Below are 16,498 nucleotides of genomic sequence, written 5' to 3'. Positions count from 1 at the left end.
CGCTGCCTTCCCCCGCTGCCGCCGGGGTCACCCGGGGAGCCCGCACGCCGGGTTCCCCTGCTGCGCCCGGGGCCGCACCCGGGGGCAAGGGTGTCGAGCCCGGGGCGCGGACTTTCAGCAACCGCCGCCGCCTCGTGTGGCTGGCGGTGCTGGCTGCCGCCCTGGTCCTCGTCTCGCTGTTGTCGCTGGCCGTCGGCGCCCGCAGCATACCCCTGCCCGCGGTGGTGGACGCCGTGTTCAACTTTGACCCCGCCAACGGCGAGCACGCGGTGGTGTCCTCGCGCCTGGTGCGCACCGTCGCCGGCCTGGTTGTTGGCCTGTCGCTGGGCCTGGCCGGAACCTCCATGCAGGGCGTTGCGCGCAACCCCCTTGCGGATCCCGGCATCCTGGGGATCAACGCCGGAGCCGCACTGGCCGTGGTGGCCGGCATCTTCTTCTTCGGCGCGGCAGGCGTCTCCAGCTACCTGTGGTTTGCCTTCGGCGGCAGTGCAGTTGCCGCCGTCGTGGTTTATGCGGTGGCCAGCCTGGGCCGCACCGGGGCAACCCCCGTGAAGCTTGCCCTGGCAGGGGCGGCGATGGCCGCCGGGATGGGATCGCTCATGAGCGCCATGCTGGTCACCAGCCAGGATTCCCTGGAGTTGTTCCGCAGCTGGCAGGTGGGTGCGCTCGCCGGGAAATCGTGGGACTCCGTCCTTTCGGTGCTGCCGTTTGTGCTTCTGGGCGCCATCATTCTGCTGTGCACCGGGCGGCTCCTGAACACCCTTGCCCTCGGCGACGACATGGCCCGCGGCCTGGGCCAGCGCCCCGGACTGGGACGGGCAATCTCCGCCCTGGGCATCGTGCTGCTGTGTGGCTCGGCCACGGCACTGGCCGGGCCCATCGCCTTTATCGGGCTGGTGGTCCCGCACCTGCTGCGCGGCCTCGTGGGCCCCGACTACCGCTGGCTGCTGCCGTTGTCACTTCTGGCGGCCCCGGCGGTTTTGCTGCTGGCCGACGTTGTCGGACGCGTGATCCTGCTCCCCGGCGAGGTGCCGGCCGGCATTTTGGCGGCCATGATGGGCGCCCCTGTCTTCATTGCCGTGGTGCGGCGCGGAAAGCAGGCAGAACTGTGAGCGTTGTGGAAAAGTCCGGCGCACGCCCCGGAACGGGAACGCCACCCGGAGCGGGTGCACGTTCCGGAGTCGGCAGCGGCCTGGCAAGCGGCGCCTGGGTGCGCGAACAGCGCAGGGCCCCGCGCCGCCGTCGTGCCGTGCTCGCCGGATCCCTGGGCCTGCTGGTGCTGGGATTGCTGGCGGTGAACATCCTGCTGGGCAGCTACACCGTCACGATCCCCGACTTCGTTGCCATGCTGGGCGGGAAGAGCATTCCCGGCGCGAGCTTCATCGTCATGGAAAACAAGCTGCCGCAGGCGCTTCTGGGCCTGTTGGCCGGCGCCTCCTTCGGCACGGCGGGCGCCATCTTCCAGACAATGCTGCGCAATCCGCTCGCCAGCCCCGACATCATCGGCATCAGCTACGGCGCCAGCGCCGCTGCCGTTGCCGCCATCGTGCTGTTCGGTGTTCGCGGCGCAGGAATCTCCGTGGCCGCGATCGTTGGGGCGTTGGTCGTGGCGCTGCTGATCACCACACTGGCACGCGGACGCGGCGGCACCGGGCTGATCCTCATCGGCATTGGCGCGGCCGCCTTCATGCAGGCCGCCGTCACGTTCCTGCTGTCCCGGGCCGACACGACCAGCGCCCAGGAAATCATGGTGTGGCTGACGGGCTCGCTGAACTCGGCCAACTGGGAACGGGTCGCCATCCTGGCCGCGGCGCTGCTTGTGCTGGTGCCGGTCGCCGCCGTCGGCTCGCGGAACCTGCGCGGCCTGTCGCTGGGCGACGACACCGCGGCCGGACTCGGCTTCAACGTGCCGCGCGCCCGGGTGCTGCTGACAGTCATGGGCGTGCTCCTGGCCGCCCTGCCCACGGCGGCCGCCGGGCCCATCGCCTTCGTGGCGTTCCTGTCGGGGCCCATTGCCAAACGCCTCAACGGCGGAGCCGCCAGCCTGCCGCTGTCAGCCCTGGTGGGCGCGGCCATCGTGCTCGCCGCAAATTTCGGGGCAGTCAACGCCATTCCCGGAACCTCGCTTCCGGTCGGGGTGGTCACGGGAGCGCTGGGCGCACCCTTCCTGCTCTGGCTGCTGATCTCATCCAACCGCGCCAACCAAGGAGGCTGAGATGGCCAAAACTGCATCCCAACCCACTGACCGCAAGCGTGCCGCCACGCTGTCCGCCCGCGGACTGTCCCTGGCCTACGGGGAACGGTCCATCGTGGAGAATCTCGACGTCGAACTGCCTGCGGGCAAGGTGACCATCATTGTCGGGGCCAACGCCTGCGGGAAGTCCACGCTGCTGCGCGGGTTGGCCAGGCTGCTCAAGCCAGGTGCCGGCGTCGTGCATCTGAACGGGACCGACATCCACAAGGTCCCCACCCGCGAATTGGCCCGTGAACTGGGCATCCTGCCGCAAACCCCCACGGCGCCGGACGGCATCAGCGTGGCCGATCTCGTGGGGCGCGGCCGCAGTCCGCACCAGGGCTGGTTCCGGCAGTGGACCCCTGACGACGACGACGCCGTCGCCGCCGCGCTGAACGTCACGGGCACGGCCGAGCTGGCCGGGCGCAGCATTGACGAACTGTCCGGCGGGCAGCGGCAGCGTGTTTGGATTGCCATGGCGCTGGCGCAGGAAACCGAGGTCCTGCTCCTGGATGAACCCACCACCTACCTGGATTTGGCCCATCAGGTGGAGGTTTTGGATGTGGTGTCCGAGCTCAATGCGCGCCGCGGAATTACTGTCGCGATTGTGTTGCACGACTTGAATTTGGCTGCGCGCTACGCCGACCACCTGATCGCCATGAAGTCCGGGGCCATCGTCGCCCAGGGCCCTCCGGCGACGGTGCTGACGGCGGATCTGGTTCAGGACGTGTTTGGGCTGGAGTCGGTGGTGGTCCCGGACCCTGTCGTGGGCACGCCCATGGTTGTCCCGATCGGCCGCCGTGCCGCCCTGTTGGCCGATGCGGCGGCATCCCGCTTGTCTGAAGTTGGGTTCTCAGATGTTGCGCCCTCAAACGTTGGGCCCGGGCTCGTTCCCGCGGCAGAAGGAGTACAGGCATGAGTTCGGCAATCCTGGATGTTTCACCAGTCTCGACAGCAATCGGGAGTGGAGCCGACGAGGCGGATCCCATCAAGCCCATGCGTTCCTTCGACCTGCGGGTCAGTGCCGTGACGCAGTTGAGTGAACATTTCCGCCGCATCACCTTGACGGGTGCGGACCTTGCCCTGTTTGGCTCCAACGCCGCCGGCGAGACGCTGGACCTGCGCGTCAAGGTCATGATCCCCTCGCCCGGCCATGCGCTGCCGGAGCTGAGCAACATCCGCGGCTCGCTGCAGGACGACTGGTACCAAAGCTGGCTTGCCGTGGACGAACCGGTGCGCGGTGTGATGCGCACCTACACCGTCCGTGCCCTGCGTCCGGAGGTCCCCGCCACGGGTTCAGCCCCAGCGGTGCCGGCCGAGCTGGACATTGACTTCGTCCTGCACCTGGACGGTGGATCCGGGCCGGCGGCCAATTGGGCAGCCGCTGCGCAGCCTGGGGACACCCTGCTTCTGGTGGGTCCGTGCGCGCGGTGGGGTGACTGCCTGGGCATTGAATTTGCCCCCGGCGAGTCCGGACGCGTCCTGCTCGTGGGCGACGAGACGGCCGTTCCTGCCATCGCCGCCATTCTTGAAACGCTGCCCGCACACGTCAGCGGCCATGCCGTCCTTGAGGTGCCCTCCGCCGGCGACTTCCTTGACATTGCAACACCGGCCAACGTGGAAGTTCAGTGGCTGGCGCGCGGGGACAACCCGCACGGCGAGGTGATGTCCCGGCAGGTCCGCTCCCTGGTGGTGCCCGCGGCGTGCGCGGTGGGCGAGGAGCCGGAGGACGTGGACGTGGATGCCACCGTCCTGTGGGAAACGCCCGCTGCCGCCACCGGCCACGGCCTGTATGCGTGGATCGCCGGGGAGGCCGCTGCAATCCGCGGGCTGCGCCGGTACCTGGTCCGCGACGTTGGCATGGACAGGAACGCGGTGGCGTTCATGGGTTACTGGCGGAAGGGCCAGGCGCTTTCATAAAGTCCGCCGCCAACTGCTGACACGGACACCGAATCGGGGGATAATTTCACTCACCGACTAGTTCTGCCTATCAAGGAGCAGCAAGATGGCCACCCGACTCAACCCATATCTGAACTTCCGTGACAACGCCCGCGATGCCATGGAGTTTTACCACGGCGTCTTTGGCGGCAAGCTGGAGCTGAGCACCTTCGGCGAATTCCAGGCATCCCAGGATCCCGTCGAGAAAGACAAGATCATGCACGGCATGCTGACCGGCGACAACGACGTGGTGCTCATGGGTGCCGACCTGCCCGCGTCCATGGCACTCACGGCCAACTCCAGTGTTTCGCTTTCCGGTGACGACGAAGCCGTGTTGCGCGGCTGGTGGGACAAGCTGGCCGACGGCGCAACCATTGCCGAGCAGCTGGCCAAGGCGCCGTGGGGTGACACTTTTGGCATGTTGACCGACAAGTTCGGTGTGCCGTGGCTGGTCAATATCGCCGGGACGCCGCCGGCGTAGTCACTTCAGCCCGCCGCACACGCGAAAAAGCGCCTGGGCCGCGAGGCCGAACCTCCATTTCACGCGAAAAAGCGTCTGGGCCGTGAGTCAGCTGTTGCGCAACAGCTGACTCGCGGCCCAGACGCGTTTTCGTGGATGAGGCGGGGCAAATGCGGCGCTCAGTCCCGCAGTTGTCCCAAAATTCGGGCCAAATCGGCGCGGTCCTGCGCATCGAGACGGGCAAAGTACTCGCTTGACTTGTCGCGGCGCTCCGCCTGGACGTCGGCGAAGAGCTTTTGTCCCGCCGCGGTGCCCACAATCAGGGTGGCCCGCCGGTCCGTGGGGTCGGGGTCGCGGCGGACGAGCCCCTTGGTCTCAAGCTGGTCCACCACCTCGGTGGCTGAGCGGGGCGCAATGCGCAGCCGCTCGGCCAGATCCTTCAGCCGGACGTCGCCGGACACATCGCAATCAGTGCGGCCAGTGCCGGGCTCGCCGCTGCCGGAAGCCCGACGTCCCCGCATCAGTGTCATGAGCGCCCGCCACTGGTGTGGGGTCAAGTCCCAGGGTGCCAGCTGCTCGGCCCAGGTGCGGCGCAGGCCCCGGAAGGCGGCGTGAAACAGCTCGCCGAGGTCGGGTGCGTTGTCGGTGGAAGACATGTAAACAGCATACTAAACTTGACTGCCAACCACATAGTGAGGTAACCTCTCTAATAGTTGGTGCGAGTCCCGCACCCCGCACACCATTTGGAGGTGGCGCATATGACGGAGAACATCCTCAAACAAAAGCAAAAATCCAGCACAAGCCAAAACGGCCGTGAAGACACCGGCCCCGCAAACTTGAACTCCAGTGCGAACTTAAAAGGCGGCCGCCCCGGCCGAGTCGATCCGGCCGACAAGAATCAGATCAAGCGCCACCCCGTCAGCCTGAAGCGGATCGCGGCCCTGTTCGCGCCGCACAAGGCGACCATCGCCGTCGTCGTGCTTCTGATCAGCGTCTCCAGCATTGTTGGCCTGGCGCAGCCGTTCCTGGTCCGCAGCATCATCGACACGGCCCTGCCGAACAATGACCTGAAAATGCTTGCGTGGCTGGCCGGCGCCATGATCGCCGTGGCCGCCGCAACCGCTGTCATTGGCGTGGTCCAGACATGGATGACCACGGCCATGGGCCAGAAAATCATGCACACGCTGCGCACCCGGCTGTTCACGCACCTGCAGAAGCAGTCGCTCGCGTTCTTCACCAGGACCCGCAGCGGCGAGGTGCAGTCGCGCCTGAACAACGACATCTCCGGCATGCAGTCGGTCATCACCTCAACCGCCACGGGCGTTGCCTCAAACCTGACCACTGTTGTAGCCACCGCCGCCGCCATGATTGTGCTCTCCCCGCAACTGTCGCTGCTGTCGCTGATTGTGATCCCTCCGGCCGTGTGGTTCTCCCGCCGCGTGGCCCTGCTCCGCCGCGACATCACCTCCACCAGGCAGGCCGAACTCGCCACCATGAACACATATGTGGAGGAGGGTCTGAGCATCTCCGGCGTGCGCCTGGCCAAAACCCTCGGCACCACCGGCCGCGACGCCACCCGCTACACCGAAAGCTCCGAACGGCTCATCGGCCTGGAACTGCGCTCGCAGCTGGCCGGCCGCTGGCGCATGGCCACCATGAGCATCATCTTCTCGGCCATCCCCGCGCTGATCTACTTCGCCGGCGGCCTGCCCGGAAGCACCATGACCATCGGTACCATCGTGGCGTTCACCGCACTGCAGGCCACCGTCTTCCGCCCCATCATGGGCCTGCTGAACCTCGGCGTCCAGTGGGTCACGGCCATGGCGCTGTTCAGCCGCATCTTTGAATACCTGGACATGGTCCCCGAAATCACCGCCCCGGAAAACCCGGTTCCGCTGGATCCGTCCACGGTGCGCGGCGAGGTTCGCCTTGAAAACGTCCGTTTCGCGTACGACGGCGGGACCGACGTTTTGCGCGGCATCGACCTTGCGCTGCCCGCCGGCACCACGACCGCCGTGGTCGGCCCCACCGGTTCCGGCAAGTCCACTCTCGGGGCCCTGCTGCCCCGGCTGCACGACGTCACCTCCGGCCGCGTCACGATTGACGGCGTCGACGTGCGCGACATTGCCCCGGACGTGCTCGCCCGCATTGTGGGTGTGGTGTCGCAGGAAAGCTACCTGGTCCACGCCTCCATCCGTGAGAACCTGCAGCTGGCTGCCCCGGACGCCGACGATGCAACTCTCTGGAAGGCCTTGGCTTCTGCACAAATCGCAGACCTTGTGGCCGGATTGCCAGAGGGCCTGGATACCCTGGTGGGCGCCCGCGGGCACCGTTTCTCCGGCGGTGAGCAGCAGCGGCTGGCCATTGCCCGGACCATCCTGCGCAACCCCCGCGTCCTGGTATTGGATGAGGCCACCTCGGCGCTGGACAACACCACCGAAGCCGCCGTCCAGCTGGCCCTGGACCACCTTGCGGCGGGCCGCACCACGCTGACCATCGCGCACCGGCTTTCCACGGTCGAAGACGCGGACCAGCTGGCCGTGCTCGCGGCGGGAGAATTTGCCGAGGTGGGGACCCCGTTGACCTTGAAGGACGCCGGGGGAGCCTATGCCGCACTTATCGCAGCGGGCGAAGCCGAACGGGCCGGCGAGGAACTGGAACTGGTGTCATAGCCGCGCTGCAGCGCCCGCCAGCCACACATAGACTTGGCATAATCAACTCCGGCCCGCGCAGTGTGCCAACAGTGCAGACGTCAAGTGCGCAAAACCCCTGCGGCCGGGCACTGCAGGCGGCAAGGAGCAGGCATGGCATTTTCAGCACGATACGTGGCATTGGGTGATTCATTCACCGAAGGCCTCGGCGACACGGACCCCACGCTTCCCAACCAGGTCCGTGGCTGGGCTGACAGGACGGCCGAGCAGCTTGCCCTGGCCCATCCCGGGGAAACCATCGGATACGCCAACCTCGCCATCCGCGGCAAGAAGATGAACCAGATCCTGTCCGAGCAGATCGACACGGCCGTGGCACTGAACCCCACGCTTGTCACCATCTACTCCGGCATCAACGACATCCTGCGCCCGAAGGTCGACATCGATGCCATGATCGCCAACTACTCGGACGGCATCGCCAAACTGGCGGCCACCGGCGCACGCGTCCTGGTCTTCACCGGCTACGACGCCAGCTCCTCCAAGGTCTTCGCCAGCATCCGCGGCCGCACCGCCGTCTACAACGAACTCGTCCGCGAGGTCGCCGAGACCCACGGCGCCGAGCTGGTCGACTACTGGCGCTTCCGCGAATACGACGACTGGCGCCTGTGGGGCATCGACCGCATGCACATGTCCACCCCCGGCCACATCAACATGGCCAACCGCGTGCTCGAGCAGCTTGGTGAAACCGTCCGCATCCCCATGCCGGAACTGCCGCCCATCCTGATGCGCACCACCACGGAGACACTCAAGGACAATGCCGCCTGGACCAGGGAATACGTGGGCCCCTGGGTCAGCCGCCGCCTGCGCGGGGTCTCCTCCGGCGACAACCTCTCCGCACGCTGGCCGGCCCTGCGCTCGCCTCGCACGCCATAAGTTGGCCCGGCAACCCGGCAACAAGTACCAGTCGGCGGCGACGGGGACATTTAGAAGAGGCGGTCTGCGACTTTCACCCGAGTGGCAGACGCCAGTGCCACGTGGAGCTGAGCGGTTGATGTTGGGCCTGCTTCGGAGGAAAGCAGCTGGTCATCGGGTGTGCTCAGGTCGGCGAGGTAAATGCGCGTATAACCGGCGGACTCGGGCTCGAATTTCCACGTGTTAGTGAGAGTTCCGGCGTCGAGCGTATTGAATCCGAGCCGGTCCATGATTGCCGCCGCCTCACGCTTAGCATCGACGTCATCGGATGCGATGGGAAGAGCGGAGCGATCGGTGGCTCCATTGCTTCGTGAAAGAAGAGGGATGTGGTGGGCGAGAATATTGCTAAATGCTTTGACGTAACGGTCGCCAGTGAGCCATTCATGCACCAGTTCGCTCGTCGTCATGATCTCGGAATCGAGTTCTGTGATGCGACCGTCGCGGTACGGGTAGTAATTGCTGGTATCTAGAACAAGTTTGTTCAGCAATAGGCCGGCAGGAAGCTCCTTGACCGCGAGCAGGGGAACGGAGAGAACGATCGCGTCTGCGTCGTTGGCAGCTTCTTCAACGGTGCCAGCCATGGCAAGTGGCCCGAGCTCTTCAATGAGCCCGCCTAGAGATTCTGGGCCGCGAGAGTTCGCCAGGATGACGTTCATACCCGAGGCAACGGCGAGCCGGGCGACTGCCGATCCAATATTGCCGCTTCCAATGATTCCCAATGTCTGCATGGTTCTTCCTTTCGAGCACGTCCCGCACTCTGGGTTCCGATTGGGCACTGAATAGAACTTCACCGGCTTGAGCGCAGGCCCCGGCAAAATTATTCCTGTTTCTTCTAGGGCGGCGTCCGTTCGCTTCCTGCGGCAGGTGTGGTAAGCCAATTAGCACAATCGCCCCGATTGCATCTAGACTGGGTAGGCGCTAGGTGGCGCGGAGCGTGTGCAATTGCTCCGGTTTGCGGTGATTATCCTCCCGCGGGCCGGTAGTTAGGGGCTCAAGTTGCGTGCATTCGGGTATTCGCCGGACGGGCACTTTCCTCATCATCATGAAAATGTTGTGTGGGAATCATGCTGTCCAAGGGCGGACGCTGCCTCAGCGCACGGTTTGCACCAGTGAACCGTATCCACATATTTATTAGGAGTGATCATGGCAGCACATTGCCAGGTGACCGGAGCCGAGCCGGGCTTTGGGCATAGCATTTCGCACTCGCACCGCCGCAACAAGCGTCGGTTCGATCCGAATATTCAGAAGAAGCGCTACTGGGTTCCGTCCCTGCGCCGCAACGTAACCCTGCAGGTTTCTGCCAGGGGCATCAAGGTCATCGACGTGCGCGGTATTGACGCCGTTGTTACTCAGATTCTGGCACGTGGGGTGAAGCTCTAATGGCGAAAGACAGGGACGTACGTCCGATCATCAAGCTGAAGAGCACGGCGGGAACCGGGTTCACTTATGTGACCCGCAAGAACCGTCGTAACACTCCGGACCGTTTGGTTCTGAAAAAGTACGATCCCAAGATCCGTCAGCACGTCGAATTCCGAGAGGAGCGCTAAGACTATGGCTAAGAAGTCCATGATCGCGAAGAACGAGCAGCGCAAGGTCATCGTAGAGCGTTACGCCGAGAAGCGTCTCGCCCTGAAGAAGGCCCTCGTTAACCCGGCCTCCACCGACGAAGAGCGCGAAGCGGCCCGCCTGGGCCTGCAGAAGCTTCCTCGCAACGCCTCACCGGTACGCGTTCGCAACCGCGACGCCATCGATGGCCGTCCGCGTGGAACGCTCCAGAAGTTCGGTATCTCCCGTGTACGCTTCCGCAAGATGGCGCACGCTGGCGAACTGCCCGGCATCAAGAAGTCCAGCTGGTAATATCCCGCTGAAAAAGGGCGGTGACCTTCGGGTCGCCGCCCTTTTTGCTGCCCTTTTGCTTCCGCCGCGGGTTGACCCGTCCGCCCGAGGTCCTGGGCGGCGCCGAGAACGGGGGAGTCCAAGCGAGGGGCGAGAGGGGAACCCTGGTGCACGCCTGGCCCCGACCTCCCAGAGCCCTGTCGGCGGGTCCGGCCAGCGGGCAACCGTGACGCCTCGCCACCCCAGGAAATCCCGGCCAGACCGGTCAGCTCCCCGGCCCGTATGTGCCGGTAATCCGGGAGAACATGCCCCGGAATGAGCAAAAATGGCCGTCGATGAGTTGGCTGAGAGCGAAATATGCCTAAAATCCGGGGAAAATGACCCTGAAAACGCCGGGAAATGCCTAAATTTACCGGAATCCCGCGGAATAACTGGTAAGTTCGCTAGCAGTGGTTGACACGCAACCGCGTGGAATTGGATTTACTGACGTCCAGGAGGACAAACATGGCTAAGAATCGTAGCGAACTGGTTGCTGAAGTTGCAGCAAAGGCTGAGACCAGCCAGACAGCAGTAAATGGCGTACTGGATGCACTCTTCTCGGTATTTGAGAGCTCCGTTGCAGCCGGCGAAAAGATCACCATCCCGGGCTGGCTCTCCATCGAGCGCACCGACCGTGCAGCTCGCACCGGCCGCAACCCGCAGACGGGCGAGACCATCCAGATCGCAGCAGGCCACAGCGTGAAGCTCTCCGCTGGTTCCAAGCTGAAGGCTGCTGTCAAGAAGTAATTTCCTTACAGAACCAAAGTGGAGGCGGTCGGCATCAGCTGGCCGCCTCCACTTTTTAAGTTTCGGTCAATTTTTAAGGCTGCTGCGAGCCCACCCGCCGTGCCCGTCTCTTTCCTGTGAGCTGCCTGATTCGCCCTATGTTCACCGGGTGCAGGACAATGGAGGGGTGCCACCCGTAGAATCTTCCCCAGCAGCCTCAGTCCACCCTGCGCCCACGTCCGATGGGGGCACCTTTGCCGACGGCATTCGCAGCCGCTGGTGGTGGCTGGGACTGGCGGCCGCCATGGCCGCCGTCGTGGCATCGCTGCTGTGGACAGGCGCCACGGCTGTGGCAGAGCTTGCCGACCCCGGTGCGTTTACCCGCTGGGGACTGCCGCTGGCCACCACCATCCACAATTTGGCCCTGTCAGCGGTGATCGGGTCCCTCGTGTTTGCCGTGGTGATCCTGCCGAAGGATCTCAAGGCGCACCGCCCGCGCACTGGCAGGCAGAAGGAAGATTCCGGCCGGCGCGCGCCCGTCCCGGAACACCCCGCCTTTACCCGTGCAATGACATTGGCCATGGTTGCCGGCGGGGTCTGGACCGTGTCGGCCATCGCGGTGCTGGTCCTGACATACTCAAGCATTTCCGGCCTGGCGCTTTCAGGCACCAGCGACTACACGAACATGCTGGTCTTCTTCATGACTGAGCTGCCCGTCGGCCAGGCGTGGCTGATGATCACCATCATTGCCGCAGTTGTCACCACGATGGTGATCGGCCTGCGCAACATCAGTGCCCTGGCTGTGCCGCTTGTGCTGGCGATGATCTCGTTCATCCCGCAGGCCTTGATCGGCCACTCGGCCTCCAGCGCCGACCACAAGGGCGCGGTGAACTCCTTGTTCCTGCACGTTGTGGGCGCCTCGCTGTGGGTTGGCGGCATTGTGGTCCTCGTGGTGGTTTCTGGCGTTCTCGGCAACATCACCGCCCAGACACTGAAGCGCTTCTCGGCCCTGGCCATCTTTGCCTTCGCCGGGGTTGCAGGTTCGGGCGTCATCAATGCAGCCATCCGCATCACAAATTGGCACGATCTCCTTTACTCGTCCTACGGCCAGCTGATCCTGGCCAAATTCGCTGCCACGGTTGTTCTGGGCGTCATTGGCTGGATGCACCGGGAATGGGTCATCCCCCGCCTGCAGGGCGGGACGAAGAAGGGCGGCTCCGCAAACACCCGCCGCCTGTTGTGGCAGCTGATTTTTGTCGAGCTGTTGATCATGGGCGTTGTCAGCGGCATCGCCGTGGGACTTGGCCGCTCGGCCCCGCCCCAGTCACGCGAACTCTCGCAAGAGGCACTCACTCCTGCCCAGATCCTCACCGGCTACCCGCTGCCGCCGGAACTTGAATTTTCCCGCTGGTTCTCGGAGTGGCGTATGGACTGGCTGTGGGTGGCCTTCGCCGTGCTGGCCGGGACCGCCTACGTCGTGGGCATCGTGAAGCTGCACAAGCGTGGCGACAAGTGGTCGGTGCTGCGCAGCGTCTCCTGGTTTGCCGGCCTGCTGTCCCTGGTCTACATCACCTCCGGCGGCCCCTCCGTGTACGGGGCAGTGCTTTTCAGTGCGCACATGGTTGAACACATGGCGTTGATGGTCGTGGCCCCGTTGTTCCTTGCCCTGGGCTCGCCCATCTCCCTGGCACTGCAGGCGCTCACGCCGCGCAGGGACGGCTCCCGCGGCATCCGCGAATGGATTCTGGTGCTCGTGCACTCGAAGTTCTCCAAGCTCATCACGCATCCCTTGTTTGCCGCGGCGAACTTCTCCGGCAGCTTGATCTTGTTCTACTACTCGCCGGCGTTCAACCTCGCCATGACCTACCACGTCGGCCACGAGCTGATGATTGTGCACTTCTCGCTCACCGGCTACATCTTCGTGCAGAGCATGATCGGTGCCGACCCGCTGCCCTACCGCGCCCCCTATCCGCTGCGGCTGGTGCTCCTGCTCGCCACCATGGCCTTCCACGCATTCTTTGGTGTGTCCTTGATGATGGCCACGGCGCTGCTCTCGGGCGAATACTTTGGCAACATGGGCCGGCCATGGGGTGACTCGGCGCTGGTTGACCAGCAAACGGCCGGCGGCATCGCCTGGGGAGTGGGGGAATTCCCCACCTTGCTGATCGCGCTGGGCGTCGCCTACATGTGGTCCAAGTCCGACGCGCGGGAAACACGGCGCAAGGATCGTGCCGCCGACAGGAATAAGGACGCCGAGCTGGGCGCTTACAATGACATGTTTGCCCAACTTGCAGCACGCGACGCCACCATGGCCGCGTCCACCCGCGGTCCTGCCCTGCCGCACCTGAACCAGCACAGGAACCCTGGCAATCCCCATGACGGGCCCACTCGCGAGTCCGCTGACAAGCACGACGGCGGCACTCATGCCCCGGCTGTTCCCGGCACCGACACGGTGCCCAACGCAGGCAACGAAACAACCATGACCAGTGAGCCGGGGAACCCGGCCGGCAAGCAAGGAGAAACGAACTAGTGGATTCCTCAACGAAAACCAGCACGGCAGCCGACACGGCAGCCCCCGCCTCGGCCATCGCCGCCCCGGTCCGGGTGCGGGCCTCGGAGCTTGAAGGCCGCGGCTGGCTGAACACCGGCGGCGCCGAGCTGAACCTCGAAAAGTTGCGCGGCAAGATTGTCATCCTGGATTTCTGGACCTTCTGCTGCATCAACTGCCTGCACGTGCTCGACGAACTCCGGCCCCTGGAAGCGCAGTACAAGGATGTCCTTGTCACCGTGGGCGTGCATTCACCGAAGTTTGAACACGAGGCGGATCCGGTGGCCCTGGCCTCCGCCGTGGAGCGCTACGACATCCAGCACCCGGTGCTCGACGATCCTGAACTCGTGACCTGGCAGGCGTACTCCGCCCGGGCCTGGCCCACCCTGGTCGTTGTTGACCCGGAGGGTTACATCGTCGCCCATCTCTCGGGTGAGGGCCACGCGGCCGGCCTGGCCTCGTTTATCCCCGAACTGATTGCCGAGCACGAGGCCAAGGGCACGCTGCACAGCGGCGACGGCCCGTACGTGGCCCCCGAGCCGGTCTCCCGCGACCTGCGCTTCCCCGGCAAGGTCCTGCCGCTGGCGGACGGCAACTTCCTTGTGTCCGACACCGGCCACCACCGCCTTGTCGAGACCGGCCCGGACCTGACCACCGTGGTCCGCACCATCGGTTCGGGTGCCAAGGGCTTCCTTGACGGTCCGGCCGGCGAAGCGGAGTTCAACGAACCCCAGGGGCTGGCACTGCTCCCGGCGGAGCTGGCAGCGGCAGCCGGGTACGACGTCGTCGTGGCTGACTCGGTGAACCACCGCCTGCGCGGCATCACGCTGGCAACCGGCGAGGTGCGCACCCTGGCCGGCAACGGGGTCCAGCGCCTGCTGGCTGCGGGCCCGGCCCGGGTGAATGACGACGGCGCCACCGCCTCCGGGACCGACCTCGGCACCGAGCCGCTTGAGGTGGCTCTGTCCTCGCCGTGGGATGTCGCCTACTCGTCAACGCTGAAAGCAGTTGTCATTGCCATGGCCGGGACGCACCAGATCTTTGGCTTTGACCCGGCCAGCGGCGCTGTCACGATTGTGGCCGGCAACGGTCTGGAGGGCATGCTGGACGGGTCGGGGGAGCAGGCGTGGTTTGCCCAGCCCTCGGGCCTCACCGAGGATGCCAAGGGAAACATCTGGGTCGCCGATTCCGAGACGTCGGCCCTGCGCGTGCTGAGCTTCGACGACGACGGCGGCGTGCTGGTTGAGACGGCCATCGGCGAGGGCCTGTTCGACTTCGGCTTCCGGGACGGCGAGGCTGCCCAGGCGCGCCTGCAACACCCTTTGGGCGTGGCTGTGCTGCCCGACGGCTCGGTGGCCCTGGCGGACACCTACAATGGTGCCGTCCGCCGCTACGACCCGGCGACCAAGACTGTGAGCACGCTGGCACGCGGGCTGGCCGAGCCCAGTGATGTTTTGCTGGATGAATCGGGCGAGGTGCCGCTGCTGATTGTGGTTGAGGCGAACAAGCACCAGCTCATCCGGCTGCCGCTGCCCAAGAACGCCCTGCAGGTGGATGAGGGCGCAACCCAGACACAGCGTCCCAAGACGCCGATTGCGCCCGGTGAACTGGCCCTGACAGTCAATTTCTCCGCCCCGACGGGGCAGAAGCTGGATGACCGGTGGGGCGACCCCACACAGCTGAAGGTTTCCTCCACACCGCCGGAGCTTTTGATCAGCGGCGGGGGAACATCCATCGGCCTCCAGCGCACCTTGGTGCTGTCCGCCGACGTGCCCGAAGGCGTGCTGCACCTGACTGCCCGTGCCGCGGCGTGCGACGGTCCGGAAGATGCCAGCGGGGAGATCCCCGACCATGCTGCCTGCCACCTGTACCAGCAGGACTGGGGCATCCCGGTGCTGATGAGCTCCGACGGTGCCGCAGAGCTGGCATTGGACCTGCGCGGGGTCTAATGCAGTTCAGGCGTGCGCGGCGGGGCCGTGCACGCCTGAACGGCAGCGGGATCCCGGCTGACGGGTCCTAGTAGGTGACAACAGGGGTGACTGAAACGCTGGTTCCGTCGATTGCCAGCTTGGCCGTAAAGCCAAAGTCCTCTGCTTCCTTGAATTCGGACACCATCCCCGTGAAGAGGTCCTGCTCCTGGTACTGAACCGTGGCCTTGACGTTCAATGGCGCCATGGTCCACTGCCCGCCAAAGGGCGTGATGGTGATGGCCGGGTATTCAGCGATTGACCACGCCACGGGTGAGAGCACCCGGTTGTTGGTGCCGGCACTCATGGGGCAGCCGGTGGGCATCAGCACCGCCTGCTTGGCGCACTCGTCGAGGTACTTGTGAACGGCGGCGTCGACCTGGGACAAAAGCTTGCTGGTGGGGCCGGTGGCAAGGCCCACGGCGGGGACGGCCTCGCCCGGACCGGCGACAGTGCGTGTCACCGCGGGAGCAGCAAACAGCGGTGACCGATATTCAAGTTTATAGCTGCCGGGGTAGAACACGGCGAAGCTGTTCTTGCCGTCGGGCATGTTGGCGTCGGCACCGTTGATGATGGCTTGATTGGCGTTGACGACCGAGGCGTTGATCGTTGGCAGGGTGCTGGGCACCATGACCCAGCTGTCAAAAAACAGCCAGTGCTTGGGGCCGGGGACCAGCTTGAATTCGGTGGTCAGCGGCTTTTTGTCGACGGTGTAGCTGACGGTGACTATTTTCTGGTCGTCAGGACCGGGCACGGCCTCACCGACGGTGACGTCCTTGAGATCTTCCTGGGACTTCGCAAGCGCTTCCCCGTCAAGGGCCGCGGCGTTGGCCGCGGGCACCTTGCCCTGCAGAAGGCCCAATGCCTTGGCGCCGTCGCCCTCCCTGAGTGCGGACAGATAGTTGTCCACAGCCTTCTCCGGACCAAAATCCTTGGTGTTGACAACCGCAATGGTGACGATTGAAGCGGCCACTGCAAGCATTAATATGAGCAGCCAGGTGGCTGCTATTTTGATGAGCTGGGTCCCGTTCTTCACGCCGTCAACTGTACCGGGTTCGGGCGCAGGGGCTTGAATCAAGGGTGCCGTGCCGGTGTTCATTGCATCACCGCTTCCCATTGAGATTCGGGCCC

16 protein-coding genes are annotated in these 16,498 nt (G+C 65.0%); 13 read left to right on the top strand and 3 right to left on the bottom strand.

What is annotated here, in order from left to right; translation table 11 throughout:
• Nucleotides 1–2 precede the first annotated feature (2 nt).
• From AC1L6K_RS01950 to AC1L6K_RS01930, 5 genes are all read left to right on the top strand, one after another.
• Entirely contained in the window at nt 3–1,112 is a 1,110-nt protein-coding gene (locus tag AC1L6K_RS01950) for a FecCD family ABC transporter permease (RefSeq protein WP_480952674.1), read from the top strand.
• Nucleotides 1,109–2,215 (top strand): FecCD family ABC transporter permease, encoded by a 1,107-nt coding sequence (locus AC1L6K_RS01945; RefSeq protein WP_480951068.1) that lies wholly within the window; start codon nt 1,109–1,111, stop codon nt 2,213–2,215. Before AC1L6K_RS01950 ends, AC1L6K_RS01945 begins: the two co-directional genes overlap by 4 nt.
• 1 nt (nt 2,216) lies before the next feature.
• Nucleotides 2,217–3,152 (top strand): ABC transporter ATP-binding protein, encoded by a 936-nt coding sequence (locus AC1L6K_RS01940; RefSeq protein WP_480951067.1) that lies wholly within the window; start codon nt 2,217–2,219, stop codon nt 3,150–3,152.
• On the top strand, nt 3,149–4,153 hold the full coding sequence (locus tag AC1L6K_RS01935; RefSeq protein WP_480951066.1) for a siderophore-interacting protein: 1,005 nt from the start codon (nt 3,149–3,151) through the stop codon (nt 4,151–4,153). The genes AC1L6K_RS01940 and AC1L6K_RS01935 overlap by 4 nt, the downstream gene beginning before the upstream one ends.
• Before the next feature lie 85 nt (nt 4,154–4,238).
• The gene (locus AC1L6K_RS01930; RefSeq protein ID WP_480951065.1) at nt 4,239–4,652 is read left to right on the top strand and encodes a VOC family protein; all 414 of its coding nucleotides are present in this window, start codon (nt 4,239–4,241) and stop codon (nt 4,650–4,652) included.
• Nucleotides 4,653–4,810: 158 nt separating this feature from the next.
• Here AC1L6K_RS01930 and AC1L6K_RS01925 read toward each other — a convergent pair whose 3' ends face one another.
• Nucleotides 4,811–5,287, bottom strand: a complete 477-nt coding sequence (locus tag AC1L6K_RS01925) for a MarR family winged helix-turn-helix transcriptional regulator (RefSeq protein ID WP_480951064.1) — start codon at nt 5,285–5,287, stop codon at nt 4,811–4,813.
• 102 nt (nt 5,288–5,389) lie between these two features.
• On the opposite strand from AC1L6K_RS01925, the gene AC1L6K_RS01920 reads away from it, so the two are divergent.
• Nucleotides 5,390–7,303 (top strand): ABC transporter ATP-binding protein, encoded by a 1,914-nt coding sequence (locus AC1L6K_RS01920; RefSeq protein ID WP_480951063.1) that lies wholly within the window; start codon nt 5,390–5,392, stop codon nt 7,301–7,303.
• Between the two features lie 132 nt (nt 7,304–7,435).
• Nucleotides 7,436–8,212: an SGNH/GDSL hydrolase family protein gene (locus AC1L6K_RS01915; RefSeq protein WP_480951062.1), complete on the top strand. Its 777-nt coding sequence runs from the start codon at nt 7,436–7,438 to the stop codon at nt 8,210–8,212.
• A gap of 50 nt (nt 8,213–8,262) precedes the next feature.
• Here the strand turns inward: AC1L6K_RS01915 and AC1L6K_RS01910 are convergent, their stop codons facing one another.
• Nucleotides 8,263–8,979, bottom strand: a complete 717-nt coding sequence (locus AC1L6K_RS01910) for an NADPH-dependent F420 reductase (RefSeq protein ID WP_480951061.1) — start codon at nt 8,977–8,979, stop codon at nt 8,263–8,265.
• A 415-nt stretch (nt 8,980–9,394) separates the two neighbouring features.
• Between AC1L6K_RS01910 and rpmB the strand changes: the two genes are divergently transcribed.
• The 6 genes from rpmB to AC1L6K_RS01880 all read left to right on the top strand — a co-directional run bounded on the left by rpmB (nt 9,395) and on the right by AC1L6K_RS01880 (nt 15,349).
• A complete protein-coding gene (gene rpmB, locus AC1L6K_RS01905) occupies nt 9,395–9,631 on the top strand; it encodes a 50S ribosomal protein L28 (protein WP_444531459.1) in 237 nt (78 codons plus the stop codon).
• The gene (rpmG, locus tag AC1L6K_RS01900; RefSeq protein WP_038465687.1) at nt 9,631–9,798 is read left to right on the top strand and encodes a 50S ribosomal protein L33; all 168 of its coding nucleotides are present in this window, start codon (nt 9,631–9,633) and stop codon (nt 9,796–9,798) included. The genes rpmB and rpmG overlap by 1 nt, the downstream gene beginning before the upstream one ends.
• Nucleotides 9,799–9,802: 4 nt before the next feature.
• Complete coding sequence (rpsN, locus tag AC1L6K_RS01895; RefSeq protein ID WP_038465689.1) at nt 9,803–10,108, top strand: 30S ribosomal protein S14; 306 nt, start codon at nt 9,803–9,805, stop codon at nt 10,106–10,108.
• 483 nt (nt 10,109–10,591) lie between these two features.
• The gene (locus AC1L6K_RS01890) at nt 10,592–10,873 is read left to right on the top strand and encodes an HU family DNA-binding protein (RefSeq protein WP_038465691.1); all 282 of its coding nucleotides are present in this window, start codon (nt 10,592–10,594) and stop codon (nt 10,871–10,873) included.
• Between the two features lie 166 nt (nt 10,874–11,039).
• Nucleotides 11,040–13,382 carry a bifunctional copper resistance protein CopD/cytochrome c oxidase assembly protein gene (locus AC1L6K_RS01885; RefSeq protein WP_480951060.1) on the top strand — a complete coding sequence of 781 codons (2,343 nt, stop codon included), beginning with the start codon at nt 11,040–11,042 and terminating at the stop codon, nt 13,380–13,382.
• Nucleotides 13,383–13,438: 56 nt separating this feature from the next.
• Nucleotides 13,439–15,349, top strand: coding sequence for an NHL domain-containing thioredoxin family protein (locus AC1L6K_RS01880; RefSeq protein WP_480952673.1), 1,911 nt, complete (start codon nt 13,439–13,441; stop codon nt 15,347–15,349).
• A gap of 67 nt (nt 15,350–15,416) precedes the next feature.
• On the opposite strand, the gene AC1L6K_RS01875 is transcribed toward AC1L6K_RS01880, so the two are convergent.
• Nucleotides 15,417–16,466 (bottom strand): hypothetical protein, encoded by a 1,050-nt coding sequence (locus tag AC1L6K_RS01875; RefSeq protein ID WP_480951059.1) that lies wholly within the window; start codon nt 16,464–16,466, stop codon nt 15,417–15,419.
• Between the last annotated feature and the right edge of the window lie 32 nt (nt 16,467–16,498).

Source organism: Specibacter sp. BI4 (assembly GCF_056680095.1).
This window is presented reverse-complemented; position numbering and strand designations above follow the sequence as displayed.

Bases quoted from the DNA above. Each gene is read 5' to 3' on its own strand.
- AC1L6K_RS01940 (WP_480951067.1), top strand. From the start codon at position 2,217: ATGGCCAAAACTGCATCCCAACCCACTGACCGCAAGCGTGCCGCCACG.
- AC1L6K_RS01935 (WP_480951066.1), top strand. From the start codon at position 3,149: ATGAGTTCGGCAATCCTGGATGTTTCACCAGTCTCGACAGCAATCGGG.
- AC1L6K_RS01930 (WP_480951065.1), top strand. From the start codon at position 4,239: ATGGCCACCCGACTCAACCCATATCTGAACTTCCGTGACAACGCCCGC.
- AC1L6K_RS01925 (WP_480951064.1), bottom strand. From the start codon at position 5,287: ATGTCTTCCACCGACAACGCACCCGACCTCGGCGAGCTGTTTCACGCC.
- AC1L6K_RS01920 (WP_480951063.1), top strand. From the start codon at position 5,390: ATGACGGAGAACATCCTCAAACAAAAGCAAAAATCCAGCACAAGCCAA.
- AC1L6K_RS01915 (WP_480951062.1), top strand. From the start codon at position 7,436: ATGGCATTTTCAGCACGATACGTGGCATTGGGTGATTCATTCACCGAA.
- AC1L6K_RS01910 (WP_480951061.1), bottom strand. From the start codon at position 8,979: ATGCAGACATTGGGAATCATTGGAAGCGGCAATATTGGATCGGCAGTC.
- rpmB (WP_444531459.1), top strand. From the start codon at position 9,395: ATGGCAGCACATTGCCAGGTGACCGGAGCCGAGCCGGGCTTTGGGCAT.
- rpmG (WP_038465687.1), top strand. From the start codon at position 9,631: ATGGCGAAAGACAGGGACGTACGTCCGATCATCAAGCTGAAGAGCACG.
- rpsN (WP_038465689.1), top strand. From the start codon at position 9,803: ATGGCTAAGAAGTCCATGATCGCGAAGAACGAGCAGCGCAAGGTCATC.
- AC1L6K_RS01890 (WP_038465691.1), top strand. From the start codon at position 10,592: ATGGCTAAGAATCGTAGCGAACTGGTTGCTGAAGTTGCAGCAAAGGCT.
- AC1L6K_RS01875 (WP_480951059.1), bottom strand. From the start codon at position 16,466: ATGAACACCGGCACGGCACCCTTGATTCAAGCCCCTGCGCCCGAACCC.